This window comes from Amycolatopsis tolypomycina, assembly GCF_900105945.1.
Lineage (GTDB): Bacteria > Actinomycetota > Actinomycetes > Mycobacteriales > Pseudonocardiaceae > Amycolatopsis > Amycolatopsis tolypomycina.
Map to the genome: position 1 here is coordinate 4,137,629 of NZ_FNSO01000004.1, position 23,550 is coordinate 4,161,178.

Annotated in this window: 24 protein-coding genes; 15 read left to right on the forward strand and 9 right to left on the reverse strand. The window is 71.6% G+C overall.

Annotated elements, in window-relative coordinates; all coding sequences use genetic code 11:
- The first annotated feature begins 28 nt into the window (after positions 1–28).
- Together BLW76_RS28955 and BLW76_RS28960 are read left to right on the forward strand one after the other, a co-directional pair.
- Complete coding sequence (locus tag BLW76_RS28955; RefSeq protein WP_091313193.1) at positions 29–535, forward strand: DinB family protein; 507 nt, start codon at positions 29–31, stop codon at positions 533–535.
- Positions 535–1,458 (forward strand): squalene cyclase, encoded by a 924-nt coding sequence (locus BLW76_RS28960; RefSeq protein WP_091313196.1) that lies wholly within the window; start codon positions 535–537, stop codon positions 1,456–1,458. Before BLW76_RS28955 ends, BLW76_RS28960 begins: the two co-directional genes overlap by 1 nt.
- A gap of 50 nt (positions 1,459–1,508) precedes the next feature.
- On the opposite strand, the gene BLW76_RS28965 is transcribed toward BLW76_RS28960, so the two are convergent.
- Together BLW76_RS28965 and BLW76_RS28970 are read right to left on the reverse strand one after the other, a co-directional pair.
- Positions 1,509–2,183 carry a hypothetical protein gene (locus tag BLW76_RS28965; protein ID WP_143060701.1) on the reverse strand — a complete coding sequence of 225 codons (675 nt, stop codon included), beginning with the start codon at positions 2,181–2,183 and terminating at the stop codon, positions 1,509–1,511.
- Positions 2,184–2,712: 529 nt separating this feature from the next.
- A complete protein-coding gene (locus tag BLW76_RS28970) occupies positions 2,713–3,873 on the reverse strand; it encodes a DUF1015 family protein (protein ID WP_091313200.1) in 1,161 nt (386 codons plus the stop codon).
- 121 nt (positions 3,874–3,994) lie between these two features.
- Between BLW76_RS28970 and BLW76_RS28975 the strand changes: the two genes are divergently transcribed.
- The 4 genes from BLW76_RS28975 to BLW76_RS28990 all read left to right on the forward strand — a co-directional run bounded on the left by BLW76_RS28975 (position 3,995) and on the right by BLW76_RS28990 (position 8,737).
- Entirely contained in the window at positions 3,995–5,503 is a 1,509-nt protein-coding gene (locus BLW76_RS28975) for an MDR family MFS transporter (protein WP_091313203.1), read from the forward strand.
- 314 nt (positions 5,504–5,817) lie between these two features.
- The gene (locus BLW76_RS28980) at positions 5,818–5,976 is read left to right on the forward strand and encodes a DUF397 domain-containing protein (protein ID WP_244170351.1); all 159 of its coding nucleotides are present in this window, start codon (positions 5,818–5,820) and stop codon (positions 5,974–5,976) included.
- A 243-nt stretch (positions 5,977–6,219) separates the two neighbouring features.
- The gene (locus BLW76_RS28985; RefSeq protein ID WP_244170352.1) at positions 6,220–7,044 is read left to right on the forward strand and encodes a helix-turn-helix domain-containing protein; all 825 of its coding nucleotides are present in this window, start codon (positions 6,220–6,222) and stop codon (positions 7,042–7,044) included.
- A gap of 493 nt (positions 7,045–7,537) precedes the next feature.
- Positions 7,538–8,737 carry a hypothetical protein gene (locus BLW76_RS28990; protein ID WP_091313205.1) on the forward strand — a complete coding sequence of 400 codons (1,200 nt, stop codon included), beginning with the start codon at positions 7,538–7,540 and terminating at the stop codon, positions 8,735–8,737.
- 53 nt (positions 8,738–8,790) lie between these two features.
- Here BLW76_RS28990 and BLW76_RS28995 read toward each other — a convergent pair whose 3' ends face one another.
- On the reverse strand, positions 8,791–10,944 hold the full coding sequence (locus BLW76_RS28995; RefSeq protein WP_143060702.1) for an ATP-binding protein: 2,154 nt from the start codon (positions 10,942–10,944) through the stop codon (positions 8,791–8,793).
- Positions 10,945–11,098: 154 nt separating this feature from the next.
- On the opposite strand from BLW76_RS28995, the gene BLW76_RS29000 reads away from it, so the two are divergent.
- Positions 11,099–11,884 (forward strand): hypothetical protein, encoded by a 786-nt coding sequence (locus BLW76_RS29000; protein WP_091313211.1) that lies wholly within the window; start codon positions 11,099–11,101, stop codon positions 11,882–11,884.
- Here BLW76_RS29000 and BLW76_RS29005 read toward each other — a convergent pair.
- Positions 11,881–12,762, reverse strand: coding sequence for a TIGR03854 family LLM class F420-dependent oxidoreductase (locus BLW76_RS29005; RefSeq protein WP_091313214.1), 882 nt, complete (start codon positions 12,760–12,762; stop codon positions 11,881–11,883). The genes BLW76_RS29000 and BLW76_RS29005 overlap by 4 nt on opposite strands.
- 53 nt (positions 12,763–12,815) lie before the next feature.
- The gene (locus BLW76_RS29010; RefSeq protein WP_091313216.1) at positions 12,816–13,253 is read right to left on the reverse strand and encodes a MarR family winged helix-turn-helix transcriptional regulator; all 438 of its coding nucleotides are present in this window, start codon (positions 13,251–13,253) and stop codon (positions 12,816–12,818) included.
- 86 nt (positions 13,254–13,339) lie between these two features.
- Here BLW76_RS29010 and BLW76_RS29015 point away from each other — a divergent pair, with 86 nt between their 5' ends.
- Together BLW76_RS29015 and BLW76_RS29020 are read left to right on the forward strand one after the other, a co-directional pair.
- Positions 13,340–13,717 (forward strand): DUF5313 domain-containing protein, encoded by a 378-nt coding sequence (locus BLW76_RS29015; protein ID WP_091313219.1) that lies wholly within the window; start codon positions 13,340–13,342, stop codon positions 13,715–13,717.
- Between the two features lie 15 nt (positions 13,718–13,732).
- The gene (locus BLW76_RS29020) at positions 13,733–14,668 is read left to right on the forward strand and encodes an RluA family pseudouridine synthase (RefSeq protein WP_091313222.1); all 936 of its coding nucleotides are present in this window, start codon (positions 13,733–13,735) and stop codon (positions 14,666–14,668) included.
- Positions 14,669–14,686: 18 nt separating this feature from the next.
- Here the strand turns inward: BLW76_RS29020 and BLW76_RS29025 are convergent, their stop codons facing one another.
- The gene (locus BLW76_RS29025) at positions 14,687–15,289 is read right to left on the reverse strand and encodes a hypothetical protein (RefSeq protein ID WP_091313225.1); all 603 of its coding nucleotides are present in this window, start codon (positions 15,287–15,289) and stop codon (positions 14,687–14,689) included.
- A gap of 217 nt (positions 15,290–15,506) precedes the next feature.
- Here BLW76_RS29025 and BLW76_RS29030 point away from each other — a divergent pair, with 217 nt between their 5' ends.
- The 4 genes from BLW76_RS29030 (at position 15,507) to BLW76_RS49915 (ending at position 17,293) form a co-directional block, all read left to right on the forward strand.
- On the forward strand, positions 15,507–16,082 hold the full coding sequence (locus BLW76_RS29030; protein ID WP_091313228.1) for a dihydrofolate reductase family protein: 576 nt from the start codon (positions 15,507–15,509) through the stop codon (positions 16,080–16,082).
- A 63-nt stretch (positions 16,083–16,145) separates the two neighbouring features.
- Positions 16,146–16,772, forward strand: a complete 627-nt coding sequence (locus BLW76_RS29035) for an alpha-ketoglutarate-dependent dioxygenase AlkB (RefSeq protein ID WP_091313231.1) — start codon at positions 16,146–16,148, stop codon at positions 16,770–16,772.
- Positions 16,773–16,786: 14 nt separating this feature from the next.
- Positions 16,787–16,930 (forward strand): hypothetical protein, encoded by a 144-nt coding sequence (locus BLW76_RS49910; RefSeq protein ID WP_244170353.1) that lies wholly within the window; start codon positions 16,787–16,789, stop codon positions 16,928–16,930.
- Positions 16,931–16,951: 21 nt separating this feature from the next.
- Positions 16,952–17,293: a hypothetical protein gene (locus BLW76_RS49915; protein ID WP_244170354.1), complete on the forward strand. Its 342-nt coding sequence runs from the start codon at positions 16,952–16,954 to the stop codon at positions 17,291–17,293.
- A gap of 148 nt (positions 17,294–17,441) precedes the next feature.
- Here the strand turns inward: BLW76_RS49915 and BLW76_RS29045 are convergent, their stop codons facing one another.
- From BLW76_RS29045 to BLW76_RS29055, 3 genes are read right to left on the reverse strand one after another with little or no spacing between them, the layout of a single operon-like run.
- Positions 17,442–18,719, reverse strand: a complete 1,278-nt coding sequence (locus BLW76_RS29045) for a cytochrome P450 (RefSeq protein ID WP_167384769.1) — start codon at positions 18,717–18,719, stop codon at positions 17,442–17,444.
- A 53-nt stretch (positions 18,720–18,772) separates the two neighbouring features.
- A complete protein-coding gene (locus BLW76_RS29050; protein WP_091313234.1) occupies positions 18,773–19,417 on the reverse strand; it encodes a class I SAM-dependent DNA methyltransferase in 645 nt (214 codons plus the stop codon).
- An 11-nt stretch (positions 19,418–19,428) separates the two neighbouring features.
- Positions 19,429–21,090, reverse strand: coding sequence for a peptide-N4-asparagine amidase (locus BLW76_RS29055; RefSeq protein WP_091313237.1), 1,662 nt, complete (start codon positions 21,088–21,090; stop codon positions 19,429–19,431).
- Between the two features lie 127 nt (positions 21,091–21,217).
- Between BLW76_RS29055 and BLW76_RS29060 the strand changes: the two genes are divergently transcribed.
- Positions 21,218–22,213, forward strand: coding sequence for a LacI family DNA-binding transcriptional regulator (locus BLW76_RS29060; protein WP_091313240.1), 996 nt, complete (start codon positions 21,218–21,220; stop codon positions 22,211–22,213).
- 66 nt (positions 22,214–22,279) lie between these two features.
- Positions 22,280–23,488, forward strand: a complete 1,209-nt coding sequence (locus tag BLW76_RS29065; RefSeq protein ID WP_091313243.1) for an MFS transporter — start codon at positions 22,280–22,282, stop codon at positions 23,486–23,488.
- Positions 23,489–23,550 lie beyond the last annotated feature (62 nt).

Below are 23,550 nucleotides of genomic sequence, written 5' to 3' on the forward strand. Positions count from 1 at the left end.
CACTGCTCGGCGTGATAGACACTCCCGCGTGACCACCGAACGCCCCGCACCGCCCCTGACCGGCGGCGAGCGCGAAATGCTGCGCACCTTCCTCGACTTCCACCGCGCCACCCTCGCGATGAAGTGCGACGGACTGTCCGACGAGGACCTCCGCCGCGCGTCGAGCCCGCCGTCCACGCTGTCGCTGCTGGGCCTGGTCCGGCACATGGCCGAGGTCGAGCGCACGTGGTTCCGGCGGGTGATCAACGCCGAGGACATCCCCCTGGTGTGGTCGGACGAGGGCGACTTCCAGGTGGCCTACGACGCGAGTTCGTCGACGCGGTCGGAGGCCTTCTCGGCGTGGCAGGCCGAGGTCGAGCAGTCGCGCAAGATCGAAGAGGCGGCCGAGTCCCTGGACGTCACCGGCCACCAGGCACGCTGGGGCGAAGACGTCTCCCTGCGGCTGGTGATGCTGCACATGATCCACGAGTACGCCCGGCACAACGGCCACGCGGACTTCCTGCGCGAGGCGATCGACGGCGTCACGGGGGCCTGATGGACGTGCTCGCCTGGGTGCGCGACGCCGACCCGGCCCTGCGCTGGCAGGTGGAGCGCGACCTGGCGGGCGAGCCGCCCTCGGTCTGGGAAGCGACGCGGGCGCGGATCGCCACCGAAGGGTTCGGCGCGCGGCTCCTCGACCGGCAGGACCCCGACGGCCGCTGGGCGGGCGGCGCGTACTTCCCGGCGGGCTTCCGCGGCGGCGAGGACCAGCCGTGGACGGCGACGACGTGGTCGTTGAACGCCCTGCGCGAATGGGGTCTCGACGGCGCAGTCCTGCGCGGCACGGCCGAGCTGCTCGCCCGGAACTGCCGCTGGGAGTACGACGACCTGCCGTACTGGAACGGCGAAGTCGACTGCTGCATCAACGCCTGGACCCTGGCCAACGGGGTGTGGCTGGGCGCGGACGTCACGGGCATCGCGGACTGGTTCGTCGAGCACCACCTGCCGGACGGCGGCTGGAACTGCGCCTGGGTCGAGGGGTCGACGCGGTCGTCGGTCCATTCGACACTCAACGCGCTCAAGGGCCTGCTCGCGCACGAGACGGCGACGGGCGGAACACCGGCGTCCCGCGACGCGCGGCTCGCGGGCGAGGAATACCTGCTGGAGCGCGGCCTGTTCCGCCGGCTGTCGACGGGCGAGCCGATCGCGCCGTGGGTGCGCGAGTTCGGCTACCCGTTCCGCTGGCGCTACGACGTGCTCAACGCGGCCGCGTACTTCCGCGACGCCGGCCGCCCGGACGAGCGGCTGGCCGAGGCGATCGCGCTGATCCGCGCGGCCCGGCAGCCGGACGGGACGTGGCTGCAGCAGCGGACGGATTCCGGCCGGGTGTGGTTCGCGGTGGACGTCGGTGCCGGGCAGCCGTCGAAGTGGCTGACGCTGTTCGCCACCCGGGTCCTGAACTGGTGGGACGCCCGCTGAAGGCCGCCTGCGGGACAGGGTGAAGCCCCCTGCCCCGCAGCCCGGCGGGCCTACCCGGTGCAGGCGGGGATCTGACCGTTGTGACCGATCGGTGCGAGTGCTCCGAGGTACATCCACGCGGTTTGCGGCTGCTTCGGGTCGGAGATGCCGCGATCGGTCGGCTGTGCCAGGTGGCGCCACCTCACCTTGGCCCACTTCGGGCCCACGTTGTTCTCGCCGGTGACCATCGGCGGCGTGAAGTCCGAGGTCGCGATGCAGTCCACCCAGATCAGCGCACGGTTGGCGGCGTGCCCGACCGGCGACGCCTTGGCGACATTGCCGTCACGAGCGAGCAGCCCGTCGGTCCCGGTGTCGACCACGGCATAGGGCCACGGAGCCGAGGACGCGGGCCGCTCGCCGGCGCCCGGGAGCTTCTTCAGCTCTTCCTTGAACTTGGTGTCGTCGGTTCCCGCGACTTCGGCAGCACGTTCGGTGGCCGCCTGGATGTTGACAACGTTGTTGTCGCCGTTCACGATCGGCCCGTTGTTGTCGCCGTCGATCCGGGTGCCCGGTTCCCGCGGCTGGCACCCCGCGACAACACCGACCACTGTCACGGCGACGCCGATGATCGCCACGATGACTCCCCACCGCACCCACGGGAAACCCTTGTCCGCGGCGATGTGGGCTTTGCGCTCCAGTTCATGATCGTCATCGGTGTTTGACGAAGAATCTTGATTGACGGCCACTTCTTGCTCTCCTTGCTCGTTCTCCAGCTCGGAATGTGCCGGAAATCGGAGGCAAGGACAACTCTTACGAGAAGACACCCGATGACGTTGCACGAAGTGGTCCAGTCATCAGATCTATTGTCATCTCTTGGTACTTATTCGTACCAAAGGGGCAGCGCTCCAGTCGAACCCGGACCGACATATCATGAGCCGGCTTCGGCGCGCACAGTTGTTTAGGGTTACCAATTTTCGACAGGCCAAACCTGGTCTTCACGAGGGAAAGTCGTCGACGCCGAGCATGCTTCGGCTGCCACCAGCACAAATCCTTGGCCCGGCAGCAAACAGACCTTCCTTTACTTAGGATAACTAACAGAAAACCTGTACCGGGCACGAAAGATCAGTACCGTTTCGCGAACCACCGGAGCCCTCAACCCGTCAAGCAATATCGGTGCGCAAAAAAGATCCCAGTCGCCCCACATGTCGGCGCGCGTCCACTTTTCCGAATGATCAATCGCGAAAAAAGTGTCGGACATCACTGGTGGGACGCCCGCTAAAGGGCCGCCAGCAGCAGCCCGCTGCGCGGCTTCGGCGTGAAGTACGTGGCCTTCCGCGGCATCCGGCGACCGGCCGCGTGCACGGCCAGGACGTCGGCGTGGCTCACCGGTGCCAGCAGCACCACGGCGTCCGCGTCCGGGGGCAGCGGGCGTCCGGCCGGGAGGGGACGGACGCACGGACCGTCCGGGTCCACGCCGAGCGCGCGGGCGAACAGGACCTGCTCGACGACCTCGTGGTCGATCACCGGCCACGGCCCGGCTGGGGCCGGCAGGGGCACGCGCAGCACCGCCGTGCCGGCGCGCACCACCACCTCGCCGGGCGCCGGCACGGCGTGGTCGTCGTAGCGGACGTCCAGGCCGGCCGCGCTCCAGCGCGTCACCAGGTCCTCCGGGCCGAGGCCGGTGCCGGTGAGGACGCGGTGGATCGCGCCGATCCGCAGCGCCGGGCCCGCGGTGACCAGGGCGAGCAGCGCGCCGTGGCCGGCCGCCGCCGCGGCGGCCACGCGGTGGTTGCCGTCGGCGACCAGGAGGTCCGTGGCGGCCACCGCGGCCAGCAGGCGGCTTTGCAGGGGGCCTTCGGGCACCACCCACAGGTCGTGGCGCCGCCCGACTGCGTCCGAAGTGGACAAATCGGGCAGGCCGAGGCCGGCGCAGGCCTGCTCGACCTGCTCCGTCAGCTCCGGGCCACCGGCGGCCGGGACGAGCATCGCCGCGCTGGTCGCGCAGCCCAGGCCGGCGAGGACGGCGGCTCGTTCGGCGACGACGTCGGGGTAGACGTCCTCCGTGTGACGGACGCGCGCGGCGCCGTCGTCGGTCACCGCGGCCGGGTCGACCAGGCAGAGCAGGCCGAGCGCCGCGCCGTCCGGCCCTTCGATCCGGTAGGGCGCGACGACGGTGCGGACCGGCCGGTAGAACCGCTTGCGCAGCCGTTCGAGCACGGCACGCGCGACCGGGACGGCGGCCGTGAGGTCCAGACCGCGGGCCAGGGCGGCGGGCGTGCGGGCGGGGTGCTGCACGGCCAGGAGGCTGTCCGCGGCACCGGGCGCGGCCAGGGCCGCGACCACGCGCTCGGGCTCGGCGAACTCGTCGACGTCGGGGCCCGGGACCGCGTCGCGGACCACCCAGCCCCGCCCGATCGGCCGGATCCAGTCGCTCATCCTGACCATCTTCCGCCACGGGCGCCGCGAAATTCGCTGGGGCCGGTCCCGCCGGGATGGAATGCTTAGGACTGCAAAGTAGTTGACTCCGGTCATGACCGTCCCGAGGAGCACCCCGCCGATGACGACGTCCGCCGCCACGAAGGGGGTCGGCTTCCGGTCCGAACGCGGCCCGGTGCTGATCGCGGTCATGCTCAGCACGGCGCTGGTCGCGCTGGACAGCACGATCATCGCGACCGCCGTGCCGTCGGTGGTGCAGGACCTCGGCGGCTTCGCGCAGTTCCCGTGGCTGTTCTCGATCTACCTGCTCACCCAGGCCGTGACGGTGCCGCTCTACGGCAAGTTCGCCGACGTGCTCGGCCGGCGGCCGGTGATGTTCTTCGGCATCGCGGCGTTCCTGGTCGGTTCGATCCTGTGCGGCGTCGCCTGGAGCATGCCGGTGCTGATCGCCGCCCGCGCGGTCCAGGGCATCGGCGCCGGCGCGATCCAGCCGATGTCGATGACGATCATCGGCGACCTGTACACGGTGGAGGAACGCGCGCGCGTGCAGGGCTACGTGGCCAGCGTGTGGGGCGCGGCTTCGGTGGTCGGCCCGACGCTCGGCGGGCTGTTCGCCGAGTACCTGGACTGGCGCTGGATCTTCTTCATCAACCTGCCGCTGGGCGCGATCGCGGCGTTCATGCTGTTCCGCGGCTTCGCCGAGCGCGTGGAGCGCAAGCCGCACAAGGTCGACTACCTCGGCGCGGCGCTGCTGACGATCGGCTGCTCCCTCATCATCCTCGGCCTCCTCGAAGGCGGCGTCGCGTGGGCGTGGGGCTCGGTGCCGAGCGTGGCGATCTTCGTCGCGGGCGCGGCACTGCTGGTGGCGTTCGTGCTGGTGGAGAAGCGCGCGGCCGAGCCGGTGCTGCCACTGTGGGTGTTCACCCGGCGCGTCCTGGTGGGCGGCAACCTGGTGGCGCTGGTGGTCGGCGCGGTCCTGATGGGACTGACGTCGTACCTGCCGACGTACGCCCAGGGCGTGCTCGGCGCGGGGGCGCTGGTGGCGGGCTTCGCGGTGGCGGCGCTGACGGTGGGCTGGCCGATTTCGGCGTCCCTGGCGGGCAAGATCTACCTGCGCATCGGCTTCCGCGACACGGCGTTGATCGGCAGCGTGTTCATCATCGCGGGCGGCGTCCTGGTGGCCCGGCTGGGCGCGCAGTCGTCCCTGTGGGCGGCGGCGTTCGCGGCGTTCGTCCTCGGGATCGGCCTGGGCCTGGCGGCGAGCCCGACACTGGTGGCGATCCAGTCGGTGGTGGGCTGGGACCGCCGCGGCGTGGTGACGGCGACGAACCTGTTCAGCAGGTCACTGGGCAGCGCGGTCGGCGCGGCGGTGTTCGGGGCGATCGCGAACGCGACGCTGGCGGAACGGTTCGCCTCCCCGCCGGCCGGGGTCGGGCCGCTGCCGCCGTCGGTGGACGCGACGAGCCTGGTGCTGGGTGGCCACACCGACGATTCGCCGGCGGCGGTGTTCGTGCGGGGGGCGCTGGCGGATGCGACGCACTATGTGTTCCTGGGTTTGCTGGCCGTCGCCGTGCTTTCGGTGGGCGCACTGTTGCTGATGCCACGGAAAACGGAGCAACTGGAGTTCTGACGCTTTTCTTCGGCCGCGGACCGAATTGATCAGAAGACGCTGCCGCGTGCACGTGCAATCGAGCGCGCACCTGCTCGATACCTTGCCACCACACGGAAGGCCGCCACACCGGGCGTCCGACAAATGTCCTGGATCTGACCTGGAATCAAAGGGCAACCGCGCGGCCGGACGTGCGTTATCCTGCTCTCGGCGGTGTTGATCCGTCACGTTCCGCAGTTAAATTGACGCACGCCCGTCGAGAACCCGGGGGGACGCACGTGGCCGAACAAGACGGGCAGCCTGCGATCGAGACAGGCTCACCCAGGCTGACCTGGGTGAAGAGTTCGGCCAGCGCGGACGGTCCCGAGAAGGATTGCGTCGAGGTCGCCACCACGGCCGATCGCGTGCACGTGCGGGACTCGAAGCACCCCCACCCCAGCCTGTCCTTCACGCGGGAAACCTGGCGGATGTTCCTCGGCAGCCGCCGCTCCTAGCCACACCGCACCGGCCACCCTGGTCCCCCTCACAAGGGGGTTGACCAGGGTTTTTTCAGTTTGCCGTAGTCCGCTGAGCGAACCGGCATTCATCCAAGTGACTGTCGGCCGGGTCTCAAAGTGACGGTTGTCACTGGGGATGCTATCGTTCTGCCATGTAGCAGACAGCCACGTGCTGCCGGAGCGATAGGAGTGGAAGCGATCATGACTAGGGCGCACTCGCCAGTGGCCAGCCAGCGGCGAGTGCTGGGAGAGATCAGGGAGGCGCGCGAAACCCTGCACCTCACCCAGAAGGACGTCGCGGAAGCGCTGGACTGGTCGGTCTCGAAACTCATCCGCATCGAGAACGGCAGCGTCGGCCTGTCGATCACCGACCTGAAGGCTCTCCTGCTGCACTACGGCATCACCGACCGGGACCGCGTCGAGACCTACGTCGAGATGGCCAAAGCCGGCCGGAAACCGGGCTGGTGGGACAAGTACAAGCACACGAGCAGCCCGGAGTTCCTGAAGTTCCTCGGCCTGGAGTCGGCAGCGGTCATCATCCGCCAGTACCAGCTGCACCTCATCCCGGGCCTGCTGCAGGTTCCCGAATACACGCGATCGCTGGTGGCCAAGGACACCGGTGACCCGGAAGTCCAGGAGCGCCGGATCCGGCTCCGGGCCGAGCGGCAAGAACGGCTCGGGGACACCGACCTCGAGCACTTCTTCATCCTCGACGAATCGGTGCTGCGGCGACGCGTGACGGACGGCGACGGCTGGCGAACCCAGCTGCACCACCTCCGCGAGATCTCCCGGCGGCCCAACGTCACCCTGCAGATCCTGCCGTTCGAGGCCGGGTGGATCGACGGGATGCAGAGCTCCTTCGAACTGCTCCAGCTGTCCGAGCAGGACAACGACCTGTTCCTCAACCTTTCGCAGCCCGACGGTGACCTGTTCTTCGACGACGTCATCGGCGCCGAAAAGGCCGCTCAGTTCATCCAGATCTTCTACCGCTTGGAAGGCGCCGCACGGACTCCCGAGGAAACACCCGGCTTCATCGACAAGGTGCTGCAGGAACTGGAGGACTGATGAAACGCGCGTGAGGAAGCGGCCCCCGGCTGGTACCCAGGGGCCGCTTCGGAAAGGCAATACCTCCGACCCACCCAGAAGCAAGCGCGGACATACTGCCGAGGCGCCAGCATACGACCCCGCATCCCGGGGACGGAGCCACCGTCTGGCTTATGGCCCAGAAACACTTCTCCGGGGACACAACGTCACCCTTACCGGTGACTCAGCGCCGCCCGAGCCGAACGCGCAGGCCACGAGCCTGTAGCCGGCCCCGCGCCGTCTCTCCCAAGGACAGGGTTGTCCGCGTTGCACCGCCGGTGCGAACCGAGGTGCACCCGGTCGCGCCCGTGCGACCCGAGCCATGTCCGCCGCGCCGCCGAAGCGGGCGGCCCGCCCGAGGAGATCCGGTGAAAACCGAAGTCCGCGCCGACCACAGACCGTTCCCCTGCCCGTACCCCGCGCTGGCCAGCCGGGCCGGTGCGCTCTGCTACGCCTTCCCCGCGGGGTGGCGACAATGACCGACGACGACGTACCCGAGCGGCCCTGGGCGACCCGGATCGGCAAGTCCGTCCTCGTTCTCGCTCCGCATCCGGTCGCGCTGACCCGGCTCCGGGACCTCCTGCCGCTCGTCGAATCCGATCACCGGGTGCAGCACGTGTACTCCGTGCCCGATGACGGCGAGGACCGGCCCGATGCCGCCGACCTCGTCCGCGCCGACGGTGGGATCCTCCTGCCTGCCCGCCAAGCCGGCCGGATGAGCCACGGCCTCGTGCTCGCCGGCAGCACCCGCGGCCTCGACGACGTGGCGGGCCCTGCCCTGCTCGTGCCCCACGGTGGCGGCCTCGGGCAGTACCGCTCCGGCGAACGCGTCACCGGCCTCGACTCCGCCCAGCTGGTGCGGGCCGGGCGGGTGCGCGCCGACCGGATCGTGCTCACCCACGCCCGTGAACTGGACCTGCTCGCCGAGACCTGCCCGCAGGCCGTCCCGCACGCCGTCGTCGCCGGGGACATCGCCTTCGACCGGCTCGTCGCCAGCCTCCCCTACCGCGAACGCTACCGGCGCAAGCTCGGCGTCCGGCCCGGTCAGGAGCTCGTGGTCGTCACGTCGACCTGGTCCGCCCGCTCGGGCTTCGGCGTCGACCCCGAGCTGTTCCGGCGCGTCGTCGACGCCGCACCCGGTGCGCAGGTCGTCGCCTCGCTGCACCCGCAGATCTGGTCGCAGCACGGCACCGGCCAGGTGCTCGGCTGGCTCTCGGACGCCATCGAAGCCGGGCTCACCGTGCTCGCCCCGCACACCGACTGGCGCGGCGCGTTCGTCGCCGCCGACTGCGTGATGGCCGACTACACCTCGGTCGGGTGCTTCGCCGCCGGGCTCGGCACGCCCGTCCTGCGCATCCCGCACGGTCCCCAGCCGCTGCTCCCCGGCACCCCCGCCGCCGTCCTCGCCGAGCACACCCCGCTCTGGGATGCCACGCGGCCGCTGCTCCCCCAGCTCGCCGCCGCACGGGCCGCGGTGGACTCCGACCTCGGCGCGCACATCGCCGGCCTGCTGACCTCACGCCCCGGCCAAGCCGGGAAGATCCTCCGGAAGACGATGTACGACCTGCTCGAACTCGACGAACCGGCCCGAGCCGTCCCGGTTTCCCCGGCGCCCCTGCCCCGGCGCCTGACGTGGCCGATGATCCCGGTGCCGCGCAGCCGGACGCACGGGTGACGAGCCCGGCGCCGGGCACCACCCCTGCCCGGCGCCGGCTCCTGATCACGACGTCATTCGCCGGCTTGCCCGGGCTCTCCGCCGGGAGCGGCGTCGGTGGCCTCGTGCGCCGCCAGCCGGGCCCGGATCCGCTCCCCCTGCGGCCCACCGGCCTGCTCGTACAGCTGCAGTGCCTCGACGAGGTGCCCCCGCGCCGCCGCCGGGTCGTCGGCGTACTCCGCCACGTCGGCGAAGCCGACCAGGACATCCGCCTGGTAGACCGGTGAACCGGACTCCGACAACACCGCCCACGCACGCTTCAGGCGCTCTGTCGCCGAAGGAACGTCGCCGCCTCGGGCGGCCAGGCGGGCGAGGCTCACCAAGACCTTCGCCTCGTCCTTCTCGTCCCCCATGCCGGCGAACATCCGCCGGGCGAGCTCGAGGTGCGGTACCGCTTCGGCACCACGATTCGCCGCCGCCAGCACCTCGCCGATCCGGCGGTGCCGTTGCGCGACACCGCGCTCGATGCCCAGCTCCGCTTCGATCTCCAGGCTGCCGCGGTAGCACGCGATCGCCGTGGCGACGTCCCCGCGGCCCTGCGCCGCCGTGCCCAGCTGGTCCAGCGCCACCGATTCGTTGTGCCGGCTGCCCGCCGCGCGCGCCAGCTCCAGCGCCCGGCCGCATTCCCGCTCCGCCGCTTCGAACCGGCCAAGGTCCAGGTAGGCGCGCCCCAGCTGGCAGCGCAGCCGCGCCTGGGCGACCGTGTTCCGGCAGCGCTGCGCCGCGGCGATCCCGAGCTCGTGCGAGCGCAGCCACCGGGGGAAGTGCTTCCGGTGCAGGAACAGCTCCCACAACGCCTCGCACAGCTGCCACGCCACCTCGTCGTGCTGCCGCGCGACCACTTCCTCGAGCACGACCAGCACGTCCGGCAGCTGCTCGTCGAGCCACTCGAGGGCGGCGCGCCCCGAACCGAACGCGGGCGGGGTGTTCCGGTACTGCTCGCACACCGGGCTGACCCGCCAGCGGTTCGGGATGACGACCAGGTTCGCCCGCGTCATCTCGTGCAGGAACCAGGTCGCCACCCGCGGCACCACCTCGGCGCGGCCGGCGTCGTGCTGGGCACGCGCATGCAGCCGGACGAGGTCGTGGAACCGGTAGCGCAGGTCGTCGACCTCCTCCAGCAGACTCGCGTCGACGAGCCTCTGCAGGGCGTCGACGGGGTCCGCCAGCTCGGTCGCCGCGGCCGCCACGTCGACGCCGAACGCGGCGCCGGGGAACTCGCTCAGCAGCCGGTACGCCTTCGCCGCCGGTTCCGGCAGTGCCCGGTACGACCAGTCGAACATCGCCGCCACCGGGGCGTCCCCCTCCGCCGTCAGTCTCGCCAGCCGCGACCGCTCGTCGCCGAGCTCGGCCACCACCCGCGCCACCGGCCACCGGGGCCGGGACGCCAGCCGGGCGGCCGCCACGCGCAGCGCGATCGGCAGCCGTCCGCACAGCGAGGCCAGCTCGGCGACCTCGTCGAGCTCGCCGGCGACCCGCGTCCGGCCCACGGCCCGGGCCACCAGTTCCACGGCCTGCGGCTGGGAAAGCGGTGCCACGTCGAGGAAACGCGCGCCTTCGGAGAGCAGCCCGTCCAGCCGCAGCCGGCTGGTCACGAGCACCGCGCAGCCGGCGGACGCGGGGATCAGCGGCCGGACCTGGGCCGCCGAAAACGCGTTGTCCAGGACGACGAGCAGCCGACGCCCCGCGGTCATCGTGCGGAACGACGCGGCCTGCTCGGCCAGGTCGGGCGGGACCCGCTCGGGCGCCACGCCCAGCGCGCGCAGGAACGCCCCGAGCGCCTCCTGCGGGCGCGCCGGCGGCCCGGGCGAGAACCCCCGCAGATCGGCGTAGAGCTCGCCGTCGGGATAGCGGCCGGCCTGCCGCGCACCCCAGGTGACGGCGAGGGCGGTCTTGCCGACCCCGCCCGGCCCGATCAGCACGGCGAGCGCGGGCCGTCCGCCGGATTCCTGCCCGGCGACCTCGTCCAGCACCGCGAGCTCGCCGGTCCGGCTCGTGAAGTGCGACGGCGACGGCGGCAGCTGCCGCGGTACCGGGTGCGGCGAGCGTGGCGCGGCGACCCAGACGTCGCCGGTGATCGTCCCAGCCTGCAGCACCACCCCGGCCGCGCCGCCGTCGATGTGGTTGTGCACTTCGGATGGTGATGCGGCACCGCTCCGAGACGTCATCCGAGAACTCCCCGCCCAGACTCGAACTTCCCTGTGTACCTCTCGCCCGTCCGGGACGGCACGGAAGCCGGGCGAATTACCTCGAACGTACGAGGACCGCGGTCCCCGCAGTCCGTCAGAATCGGGTAGCCACCGGCAACCAGGAAGGCCCGACGTGACCGTCGCCGAACTCCCGCCCTACCGTGCGCTGCTGGTCGTCGACACGAAGGGGTTCGGCAGCCACCCCGGTGCCGCACAGGCGGTGGTGTCCGCGGCGATCCCCGACGTGCTCTCCCAGGCGTTCACCCGCGCCGGGCTGCGGGACGTCTGGGAAACCGCCCTCTTCCCGCACGGCACCGGCGACGGCTACGGGCTCGGCTTCGACCCGCGGTTCCTGCCCGCCGTGGTCACGCGGTTCTTCGACGAGCTCCAGGCCGTGCTCGCCGAGCGGGACGCGCGGCTGCGGTCGGCCGCCCGGCCCGCCCGGCTGCGGATGCGCGCGAGCCTGAACGTCGGCCCGATCCTCGAACCGGCTCCGGGCACCACTTCGGCCGCCGCCATCGGCAGTGCCGTGATCACCACGCACCGGCTGCTCGACGCCGACCCCGTGCGCGCGGTGCTGGAGCGCTCCGACCCGGACCAGACCTTCCTCGCGGTGGCGCTGTCGGAGCGCGTCTTCGAAGACGTCCTGGCCAGCCAATACGCGAGACTGCCGACGACGAAGGTCGTGCCGGCGGAGGTCCGGATCAAGGAGTACCGCGGCACCGTCCACCTCTACATCCCGAACCCGAGCGGGGACCTGCTGCGGTACGGCGCCGGCCGCGGCTACGCCGAGGAGCCGGCCGCGGCCAAGGCGACGATCGAGCCGGTGCCGGGCGGCGTCACGAACGTCATCGGCGGCCCGCAGCACGGCACCGCGATCCAGGTCGGCCACGTGCACGGCAACTTCGGCCACCGTTAGTTCTGCAGCGGTACCAGCTCGGCCTGGAACTTCTCGAGGAAGCCGTCGAAATCGGCGTGGCCGGGGCGGATCACGAACTTCGACAGCCCCGCTTCGATGTGCTGCTCCACCAGCCGGCGGGCCGCCGGCCAGCTCGTCGCGACGAGGTCCGCCAGGGGAACGCCGGGATTGCGCCGGGCCGCCGCGGCCGCGATCTCGTCGGATATCCCGTGGTCCGCCACGACCAGGCTGAGGCCGAAGTGGTCCTCCTCGATCTCGCGGCCCGCCTCGGCCGCCGCCCGCTGGATGGCGAGGCGGGCGTCGCGGGCCTGCGACGGCGTGTGGAAACTGCCCAGCCAGCCGTCCGCGAGCCGGCCCGTGCGGCGCAGGGCCGCCGGGGCCGAGCCGCCCAGCCAGACGTCGAGGCGCTTCGCCGGGCGCGGGCCGAGGCGGACGCCGTCGACCTGGAAGAACTCGCCGTCGAAGGAGACTTCGTCCTCCTCCAGGAGCCGGCGCAGCAGCACGAGCGATTCGTCGAACACGGCCGCGCGCCGGCCCGCCGGGACCGGGAACAGGCCGGTTTCGGCCGCGCGAGCCGGACGGAGGCCGAACACCGGCAGGACCCGCTTGGGCGCGAGCCCGGCCAGGGTGCGCAGCTGCTTGGCGACCAGCACCGGGTGCCGGCCCGGCAGGATCGCCACGCCGGTGCCGACCTTCAGCTTCGCCGTCCGCGCCAGCGCGTGCGCCATGCCGATCATCGGGTCGACCTCGGGCGAGTAGACGAGCTCGGACAGCCACAGCGAGTCGACGCCGGCGTCCTCCAGCCGGGCCGCCAGCCCGGCGAACTCCGCCGGCCCGGTGCCGGCCGCGGGTGCGACGCCCAGCCTGATCTTCAGCAAGGTTCCTCCCGGAAGGCTCTCCCGGAGCAACGCGCCGGGCGGCCGGGAATTCCTCAGGCCGTCGCGTCGATGACCCGGGTCAGCACGCCGTGCAGGGCTTCCAGCTCGGAGACGTCCATGCCGAGCGTCTCGACCACCTTGTACGGGATCTTCTCCGCCTCGGCCCGCAACGCCCGGCCCGTCTCGGTCAGCTCGACCGTCAGCTGCCGTTCGTCCGAGCGGTTGCGGGTGCGCGTCACGTACCCGAGCGCCTCCAGTCGTTTGAGCAGCGGTGACAGCGTCGCCGGTTCGTGGCGCAGGGCCGCGCCGAGGTCCTTCACCGACCGGGGCGACCGCTCCCACAGCGCGAGCATCACCAGGTACTGCGGGTGGGTCAGGCCGTACGGCTCCAGCAGCGGCCGGTAGATCGCGATCACGCTGCGCGAAGCCACCGACAGCGCGAAGCACACCTGCCGGTCCAGCTTCAGGGGGTCCTCACCCAAGTCGATCATGTCCCGCATCCTACTGTGTCGTCGATCGCGCTAATGATTAGTGCACTAAGTATTAGTGTACAGTCGAAGTCATGGAACGACCGAGTGTGCTCCGATGGTTCGGCTACGCGGTGGGCGTGCGGCTCCCCGAGCGCTTCAACGACTGGGCGTTGCACGACGCGACGTCGAAGCACTGGCGCGCGCGGTACGTGCTCCAGCGGTCGGTCGGCATCCTGCCGCTGTGCGCGGTGTGGCTGCTGCTGCCCGGGTCGATCTGGCTGCGGCTCTCGCTGGTCCTGATGGCCGCCCTGGTCGCGTACTTCTACTCGTGCGCGTACATGGAGGAGAGCGTCGAACACCGGCTCGGCCGCCAGGGCTTCCCGCACAACACCGGACGCCGCATCCGCGCCGAGGCCGCCGAGGCGAAGAACGCCGAGGTGACCGCGCGCTACCTCGCGCGCTACCGGACGTCGCCGGAGGGTTAGTTAGAGTCGGGATCGATGAGACGCAAGCTCCGCCCGCCGATCCCGCCCCGCCACGGGCTGGACCCCGCCCGGCTCAAACTGCCCGACGGCACATGGCCGACGCTGCTGGCGCACCTCGTCGACCGGCTCCCGCGCGTCACGCCGGACCGCATCGAGCAGATGCTGCGCGAAGAACGCATCCACGGCACCGACGGCCCGCTCGGCGTCGACACGCCGTACGCGCCCGGCTCGTTCATCTGGTTCCACCGCGACCTGCCCGACGAGGTGCCGGTGCCGTTCGCGATCGACGTCGTGCACCGCGACGAGCACCTGCTCGTCGTCGACAAGCCGCACTTCCTGGCGACCATCCCGCGCGGGCAGCACATCCTGGAGACCGCGCTCGTGCGGTTGCGCCGCGACCTCGACCTGCCGCACCTGTCGCCGGCGCACCGGCTGGACCGCGTCACCGCGGGGCTGGTGATGTTCGTGATCACGCCCGAGGTGCGCGGCAGGTACCAGACGCTGTTCCGCGACCGCCGGGTGCACAAGGAGTACGAGGCGATCGCGCCGCACGACCCGGCGCTCGCCCTGCCCCGGACCGTCCGCAGCCGGATCGTCAAGGACCGCGGGGTGCTGGCCGCGCGCGAGGTGCCGGGCGAACCGAACGCCGAGACGTACGTCGAGCTGCTCGAACACCGCGACGGCCGGGGCCGGTACCGGCTGGTCCCGTCGACCGGCCGGACCCACCAGCTGCGCGTGCACCTGAGCGGCCTCGGCATCCCGATCCTCGGCGACGACTTCTACCCGCAGCTGCGCGAGAAACCCCTGGGCGACTTCACGAAGCCGCTGCAGCTGCTGGCCAGGGTCCTCGACTTCGACGACCCCCTGACCGGCGCGCACCGCCGGTTCACCAGCGCGCGGCGGCTGACCGCCTGGGACGACCCCGAGGCCTGGGCGGCGTCCCCGGCGTGAACCGGGGACGCCCTGCCTTCACCTGCGCCAGAACTTGACCCCGCTCCACTGCACCGTGACCGGCCCGGCGCCGCTGGCCGTGCGGTAGCTGCCGAACTTGTCGTAGTAGCTGCCGCTCGCGCTCGAGATCGTCTGCTTCAGCGAGCCGTTGAGGTACACCTTGTGCGAGCTGCCGACCTGGTTGATCGTGTTCACCCGCACCGACGTGCCGACGGTCGCGCCGCTGCCCAGCGTCGCCCCGCCCTCCACCGCGTACAGCCGGCCACCCTTCTCGACGGCGAGCATGAAGTACGGCCCGGCGTTGGCGCCGTCCCGGAAGGTCTGCTTGAGGCTGATCCGGGAGCCGGTCATGCTGGTGATCTTGAAGGAGCCTTCGAACTGGTGGGTGCCGCCGGTGTAGGTGGTGTAGCGGCGTTCCGCGCGCTGGTCGCCGCTGCCGGTCGAGCAGGTGAGCTGGAAGGTCAGCCCGGAGATCTGGCCGCACCCCCGCTCCTGCTCGGTGTAGCCCGGCGACTCCGGGGTCCACGGACCAGTGCCGACCTGGGCCTCCGCCACCGGGGTGAGCACCGCGAGCCCCAGCGCCGCCACCGCGAGCACGCCCGCACCGTGAAGTCTGCGCACCGTCAACCTCCTGTGTCACTCGAGGCGGCGGTGGCTCGGCAAAAGGTCCAGACCTTTATCCGGCGTGGCACCGACTGTACGAGCCCAGGCCGCGCCGGACAAGACCCACTTCGCACCCACGCGGTGTGTCGGAAGTTTTCTCCGGCGGCCGTGTCGAATCCCGCTTGCGCCGTTCGACAGACTCGTGGAAGCACGATTCACTCACGAGGAGCACCGCATGCGCACCCTGATCTCCACCTCGTTCGTCTCGCTCGACGGCGTCGTCGAAGCCCCCGGCGGCGAGCCGGGCTACCGCAACGCGGGCTGGACGTTCCAGGACATCGAGTTCGACCCGGCCGCCTACGCGATCAAGGGCAGCGAGCAGGAGGAAGCCACGGCGCTGCTGCTGGGCCGGGTCAGCTACGAGGCGTTCGCGCCGGTCTGGCCGGGGATGACCGTGGAGTTCGCCGGCTACAACGCGATGCCCAAGTACGTCGTGTCGACGACGCTCGAGAAGGAGGACCTCGTGGACACGTGGGGCGAGATCACCATCCTCCGTTCCCTGGACGACGTCGCGGCACTGAAGGAGACCGAGGGCGGGCCGATCATCGTCAACGGCAGCGCCACCCTCAACCGCGCCCTGGCCGACGCGGGCCTGATCGACCGCTACCACCTGCTCGTCTTCCCGGTCCTGCTCGGCGCCGGCAAGCGGCTGTTCAGCGACAGTGACAAGGACAAGCAGAACCTGAAGCTCGTCGAGAGCGAGGCGTACGGCAACGGCGTCCAGAAGCTGGTCTACGACGTGCAGCACTGACCGGCCGGGTTCGGCGATGTTTCACGTAGAACATCTGTTCGAATGTGGTGTACGGTCGGGGTCATGACGACCCCGGCACTGCAGGCCTCGCTGTTCGGCGAGTCCGGCCCCGTCACGCTGCACGCACTGGCCCCGCGCCGGACCGAACTCGGCTCCGGGGCGTGGGTCGACGTGCAGCCGGGCTGGCTCGCCGGCGCCGACGAGGTGTTCGCCGAACTCGTCGCCGGTGTTCCGTGGCAGGCGGAGCGGCGCAAGATGTACGACCGGGTGGTCGACGTCCCACGGCTGCTGTGCTTCTACCGCGAGGCGGAGCCGCTCCCCCACCCCGTGCTGGCCCGGGCTCGCACGGAGCTGAGCGAGCACTACGCGCGCGAACTCGGCGAGCCGTTCCGCACGGCCGGCCTGTGCTACTACCGCGACGGCCGCGACAGCGTCGCCTGGCACGGCGACACGATCGGCCGTGGCAGCACCGAGGACACGATGGTCGCGATCCTTTCCGTGGGCACGGCCCGCCACCTGACACTGCGCCCCCGCGGCGGCGGCGAGTCGCACCGGTACGCCCTCGGCCACGGCGACCTGATCGTCATGGGCGGCTCGTGCCAGCGCACGTGGGAACACGCCGTCCCGAAGACCACCCGGGCGGCCGGGCCACGGATCAGCATCCAGTTCCGGCCTCGCGGCGTGCGCTGAGCTTTTCTCCTACGGTGGCGGCGTGTTCTCGCTCGCGGAGCCTCCGCTGTTCACCCGGCCGCGGCCCGCTCGCCTTCGCCCTGCGCGCCCAGGGCAAGGAAGTCCGTTTCGCGAACCTGGCGTTCAGCGACCTGAACCGGCTCGAGCTGGACGACTGAATCGCGCCGGACGTCGCGCGGGTGCGGCCCGGCAGCGCGGGCCACGACGGCCACTTCCCCGAGCGCACCCTGGCAGCGTGGCTCGAAACGCAGGGGTGGCCGCCGGTCGTGCACGCCTTCCCCCGCGCCCGGCCGCTGCGGGAAGCCTACGAAGCTCTCGTCGACGACGGCACGGACATCCTGCTGCGCGGGGACGAGTCCGGGCTCGGCACCCCCGAAGAGGACATGGCCGGCCTCGCCGCGGTGACCGCGCGACCCCGGACCGGCCGAGCATCGTCCAGGGCCAGATCGCCGCCGCGCTGCGGGGTGAGTTCGGGGACGTGCACGGCACCACCCGCACCGCGGGCAGCGAGCTGTTCGTGAACCCGCTGATGGGGGTCTACTTCGCCGCGGACCTGCCGGCCCTGGCCGCCGGGGTCGGCTACCTCGCGCAGCTCGCGACGACGAACACCGCCGCCGAGGTCGCCATGGTCATCGAAGCGCACCAGGACCGCGTCCCGCACCCGACCCGTCAGTCCACCAGCACCGGCAGCTCGTCCAGGCCGTACACAATGGACACCTTGCGGAACGACAGGCGCTCCTCCGGCACCGCGAGCCGCAGGTTCGGGAAGCGGCGGATCAGGGCCGGGTACGCCGTGCGCAGCTCCATGCGGGCCAGCTCCGCGCCGATGCAGCGGTGGATCCCGTAGCTGAACGCCAGGTGCGACGTCGGCTCGCGGGTGGCGTCGAACGTCTCCATGTCCGGGCCCAGCTTCGGGTCGCGGTCCGCGGCCGACAGCGACACCAGCACGATGTCGCCCTCGGCGATGTGGACGCCGCCGATGTCCATGTCCTCCTTGGCGAACCGCGGGAACGCCATCTGCACCACCGTCAGGTAGCGCAGCAGCTCCTCCACGAAACGGTGCACGGACTCGTCGTCGCCGCGGACGGCGTCCATCGCCTTCTCGTCGCGCAGCAGCACCAGCGCCCCGAGCGCCAGCATGCTCGCCGTCGTCTCCAGGCCGCCGGTGAGCACGCCGTCGGCCAGGCCGGCCAGCTCGCGGTCGTCGATCTCGTCGCCGTGTTCCTTGATCAGCATGCCGAGCAGGCCGTCCCCGGGCTGCTCGCGCTGCTTCTTGACGATGTCGAGCAGGTACGTCAGCGACTCCGACATCGCGCCGAGCGACGCGCCCGCACCGCCGAACAGGTCGAAGCGGGCCGTGCTCAGCCGCTGGAAGTCCTCGCGGTCCTCATAGGACACGCCGAGCAGCTCGCAGATGGTCAGCGACGGGATCGGCAGCGCGAACGCCTGCCACAGGTCGACCGGGCCGTCGGTGGCGGCCATCGCGTCGAGCTGCTCGGCGACGATCTCGTCGATGCGCGGCGCCAGCCGGTTCAGGCGGCGCATGGTGAACTCCGGCGTGAGCAGCTTCCGCAGCCGCGTGTGCACCGGCGGGTCCGCGAAGCCGAGCCCGCCCGGGTTCTGGTCGGCGGTCACGCCGGCGTTGCCGACGAGGTTGCCGAAGTCGCTGGAGAACCCGGTGGCCTTCCCGAGGACGGCCTTCGCCTCGTCGTAGCCGGTGACGAGCCAGGCGTTCATCCCGAACGGCAGGTCGAGCTTGCCGATCGGTGCCTCGCTCCGCCGCGCGGCCATGTCGGGGACCGGGTCGAGGCCGTCCCGCTTCAGCGGCAGCAGCGCCGAATCGGGCAGGAGGGACGACATCTTCTCGAGGTCGAACCCTTTTTTCGACTGCCGGGCGAGGTAGCGCCGGCCGACCCAGCCCAGGAACCGTGAGCGGAGACTCCCCATGGGACCGACAGTACCGTACTAGCCCGATCGGGTGACGAGCGGCGAGACGGGGTTCACGCCGGCTTCCGGGCGAGCACGTACGCCTGCGGCGCTTTCTCGAACGACCCCTGCGGCTCCCGCACCAGCCGCGCTTCCACGACCAGCCCGGCGGCGACGCACAGCTCGGCGACGAAGTCCGGCGGCAACCGGTACGCGTCGAGCGAGATGTCGTGGCCGTAGCCGTGACTGAGGTGGCGCCGCTCGTCGCCGACGTGGAACCCCGTCAGCAGCCGTCCGCCCGGCGCCAGCACCCGCGCCAGCTCCGCCACCACCGGCGGCAGCTCGGCCGGTGGCGTGTGGATCAGCGAATACCACGCCACCACCCCTGCCAGTGCGCCGTCGCCGAGGTCGAGGGCGGCCATCGAGCCGACCTCGAAGCGCAGCCCCGGGTGCGTCCGGCGGGCCACCTCGACCATGCCCGGCGAGAGGTCCACGCCGAACACGTCCAGTCCGAGCGAGGCCAGGTAGCCGGTCAGCCGGCCCGGACCGCAGCCGAGATCGCCGACCGGGCCGCTCTTCCCGACCAGTTCGGCGAACGTGCCCAGCATCGCGCGGTCCCACGGGCTGTCGGCCAGGAGGTCGCGCAACTGCTCGGCGTAGGAGCCGGCGACGGTGTCGTAGGCGGCCCGGGTCTCGGTCACGAAGGCGGGTTCGGTCACGGGGCGGAACCCTATCGCCGCGGCGGCAGCTCCCGGTTCTCGGTGATCAGCCCGTGTTCGGTCGCGACGTAGTGGAAGTACGGCCGCCCGAGGTCGTCCGAGCCGGTGAACAGCGTCTTCGAGCGGCCGTCGGCCTCGGTGTTCACGCCGTTCGTGCGGGCCAGCACGCCGGAGGAGGCGAGCCACTCCCGCGACGCACGCGCCGGCCGCCAGTTCCGGCCGTCGCCGGTGAAGTCGCCCAGGACCTGAGTCATGTCCACCGAGCCCGAGATCCGCAGGTTCTGGTCGTCGGTGATGTTGGCGGTCGCGTCCGTGGTCAGCGGGTAGGACCAGGTGTGCTTGGCCGCCGACCGCACCCGGCCGTCCACTGTGGACACCGAGGTCTGCTGCCCGGAGTCGGCCTGGACGACGTGCTGGGTGAAGCCGCCGCCGGTGACGTCGTCGCTGTTGCGGTAGTCGCGGGTGCGCTCGACCCGCGTGTACACGCGGCCGGCGGAGGTGTCGACGTAGCCGGCCGTGACGTCGTCGCGGTGCGCCGTGACCGTGACGTTCACGCCGCCGGAGATGTCCTTGACCGTCGTCTGCCGGGCCGGCGCGGCCGCGACGTCGTGCCGGGTGAGGGCGCCGGACGTCTGCGCGCGGTTTTTGTCGGTGTAGAGCAGTAGCGTCGGGACGACGGTGAACTCACCGCCGATGTCCGGGAAGGAGAAGGAGAGATCATGGGTGCCGCCGTCGACGAGCCGGCCCGCGAACGGCGTCACGTCGTAGGTTTCGGCGTGCAGGCTGAAGGTGTCGATCGCCACGATCGGCCGCCACAGCTGCGGCACGATCCCGCCGGAGTAGATGTGCGGGAAGGTGAACGCGCTCCCCGCGGCCGTCCCGTCGATCGCGAAGTTCGCCTCGCGGTAGGGGCCTTTCCCGCACAGGCCGGCCGCCGGGTACTTCGCGGCGACGTCGTCGGGCACGTCGTCGAACCACTGCTCGTCGCAGGCGTGCCCTTCGAGGGTCACCTCGAGGTAGGCGCGGGTGATGTTGCGCGGCAGGTCCCGGGCGGTGAAGTGCACGGTGGGCGCGGCGGGCGTCGCGTCGGCGTGCCCGAACCCGGCGACGTGGTCGGGCGCCTCGGGCGCGGGGTGCCTGCGGTCGGCCTGGTAGTAGGTGAGCGTCACGGCCTGGGCGTAGACGCCGGTGTAGATCGCCGAGGTGTAGTTCTCGATGCCGCCGTGGAAGGGCTGCGGCGTGCGCAGCAGCGCGCTGTAGGGCGTGAGGTCCTTGTCGAAGTGGTAGGTGATCGCGCGGCGGCCTTCGCCGCTGGGCTCCTGGGTCGTCCCCCACCACACTTCGGTGCCGCCGATCCGCAGGTCGCCGATCCGGTCGTACTGCCGCCCGCGCACGGTGACGGTCTGGTCCATGACGACCTTCGCCCACGGTCCCGGGCAGGCCTTCGGCGGTGCGAGGGTGCCTTCGTAGTACTGCGGGCTGCCGTCGGCGGCGTTGGAGCGGAAGCCGTCGGCGAGCGTGACGCTGCAGTGCGGCGTGTCCGGCCGCGAGACCCCGGGCGCGATGGCGACCGGATTGTCCGTGTCGCCTTCCACCACCGGCGAGGCCGAGGCGACCGCGCCGGCGAACACCCACGTCAGCACCAGGGAAAGGACGATCGTGAAGATCCGCACCCGGACTCCTCCCAGCAGCAGCCACCCCTGCCCGGAGCCTAGCGGCGCGATCATCCGACCAAGGTCGGAAATCCCGGCCTGAAACGTTTCAGATGATAGGCTGGCGCCTTCTCAGCGAGGGGGTCCGGTGGTCGGCATCAAGGACGTCGCGAAACGGGCCGGCGTTTCGATCGGCACGGTGTCCAATGTGGTCAACCGGCCGCACGTCGTCGCGGCGGCGACCCGCAGCCGCGTGCTTTCGGTGATCGAGGAGCTCGGCTACGTGCGGGACGAGTCCGCGCGCCAGCTGCGGGCCGGGCGCAGCCGCGTCCTGGGGCTGCTCGTGCTCGATCTCGGCAACCCCTTCTTCGTCGACGTCGCCCGCGGCGCCGAGCAGGCCGCGCACGCCGAGGGCCTCAACATCATCACCTGCAACAGCGGGCAGCGGTCCGAGCTGGAGGCTTCGTACCTGGCGATGTTCGCCGAGCAGCGGGTGCGCGGGGTGCTGCTGAGCCCGGTCGCGACGTCCGGCGAGGCCCTGCGGGCGTTCCGGCGCACCGGCACGCCGTACGTGTTCGTCGACCGGAAGGCCCCCGCGGAGGAGGCGAGCTCGGTGGCGGTCGACGACGTCGCCGGCGGCACGCTCGGGGCACGGCACCTGCTGGAGACCGGGCACCGGCGGATCGCGTTCGTCAACGGCCCGGCCATCCTCGCCCAGTGCCGCGACCGCGAGCAGGGGGTGCGCGCCGCGCTGGCCGGCTCCGGAGCGGAACTGACCGTGCTGGAGGCGATCGGCCTCGACGTCTCATCCGGCCGCGACGCGGGCGCGCGCCTGCTCGGCGCGAGCCCCCGCCCGACGGCCGTCTTCTGCGCGAACGACCTCCTCGCGCTGGGCGTGCTGCAGGCGATGGTCGGCGCGGGCGTGCGCGTCCCGGACGAGATGGCGATCGTCGGCTACGACGACATCGAGTTCGCGGGCGCCGCGGCGGTCCCGCTGACGTCGGTCCGCCAGCCGGCCCGCCGCCTCGGCCGCACGGCCGCCGAGCTGCTGCTGGCGGAGACGTCGGACACGAAACCGGAACGGCAGGCCGTGGTCTTCACCCCGGAGCTGGTCGTCCGCGAATCGACCCGGGTGCGCCGCTGACCTTTTCGCCGCCCCGGCCGGTAAATCGGTTGGAATTCACCGATCGCTTCGGCAAGCTCTTTGATCATGGCTTCCAGGTGGGTGCGGCTGCAGGCCGTCGCGGTGTCCGGTTCGTCCGCCGAGGGCCTGCTCCTGGCCGCACTCCCGCTGCTTGCGGTCTCGGTCACCACCGATCCGCGCGAGGTCTCGCTGATCAACGTCGTCGGGGAGGCGCCCTGGCTGCTGCTCTCCCTGTTCGCCGGGGTGCTCATCGACCGGGTGCGGCGGACCGCCGTGCTGGCCTGGTCCTACGCCGTGCTCGCCGGCGCCGCCGTGGTGCTCGCCGCCGTGACCTCCGCCGGGCTGCTCAGCCTGCCCGTGCTGCTGGTCGTCGCCTTCGTCATCACCTCGGCGCGGGTGCTCGGGGACGGTGCCAGCGGCGCGCTCGTGCCGGAACTCGTCGAACCCGGGCAGCTCGCCCACGCCAACGCCCGGCTCACGGTGATCGACCAGGGGGTCGTGCGGTTCGTCGTGCCGCCGCTGACCGGGTTCCTGATCGCGTTCGCCACCGGGTCGCCCGCCTGGCTGGCCGCCGGCTGCGCGCTCGCCGCGCTGCTGCTCGCCCGCCGGATCCCGTCGCGGTCCGTGGTGGCCGCGACGACGCACCCGCTGCGGGACCTCTCCGGCGGCCTGCGGCACCTGGTGCGGACGCCGCTGCTGCGGTCGATCACGATCAACGTCGCGCTCGGCTCGTTCGCCGCGAGCGCCGGCAACGCGATGTTCGTGCTCTACGCGACGCAGATCCTGCACGTCGGCCCGTTCGGCTACGGCGTGCTGCTCGCCTGTCTCGCCGTCGGCTGGGTCGCGTCGTCGTTCGTGGTGCAGAAGGTGGTGGACCGGCTCGGCTACTCGTGGTCGATGCGGTTCTCGCAGGGCTTCGGCGCCGTCGTGACGCTGCTGATCGCCGTCGTCCCGCCGTGGCCGCCGCTGGTGGGGCTCGTGCTGGTCTCCCTGACGGCGACCGTGCTGATCTGGAACGTCTGCTCGCAGTCCAGCCGCCAGCGCTTCACGCCGGCGCCGCTGCTGGGCCGCGTGCTCACCAGCCACCGGGCGCTGGCCTGGGGCCTGACGCCGCTGGGCGCGCTGGCCGGCGGCCTGGTCGCGGCCCACTGGAGCCTGCGCGGGGTCTGGGTGATGGCTGCGGGCGTCCAGGCGGTCAGCGCGGTCCTGGTGTGGTTCCAGCTGTCCCCCGCGGCGTTCCGGCAGGCCGAAGAGGTCGCCGCCGCCCGCAGCTAGCGCCGGCAGCGAAGGAGACCGGCGGCCCGAACGTCATGAAAGGGTCGTTCATGACGTCTGAC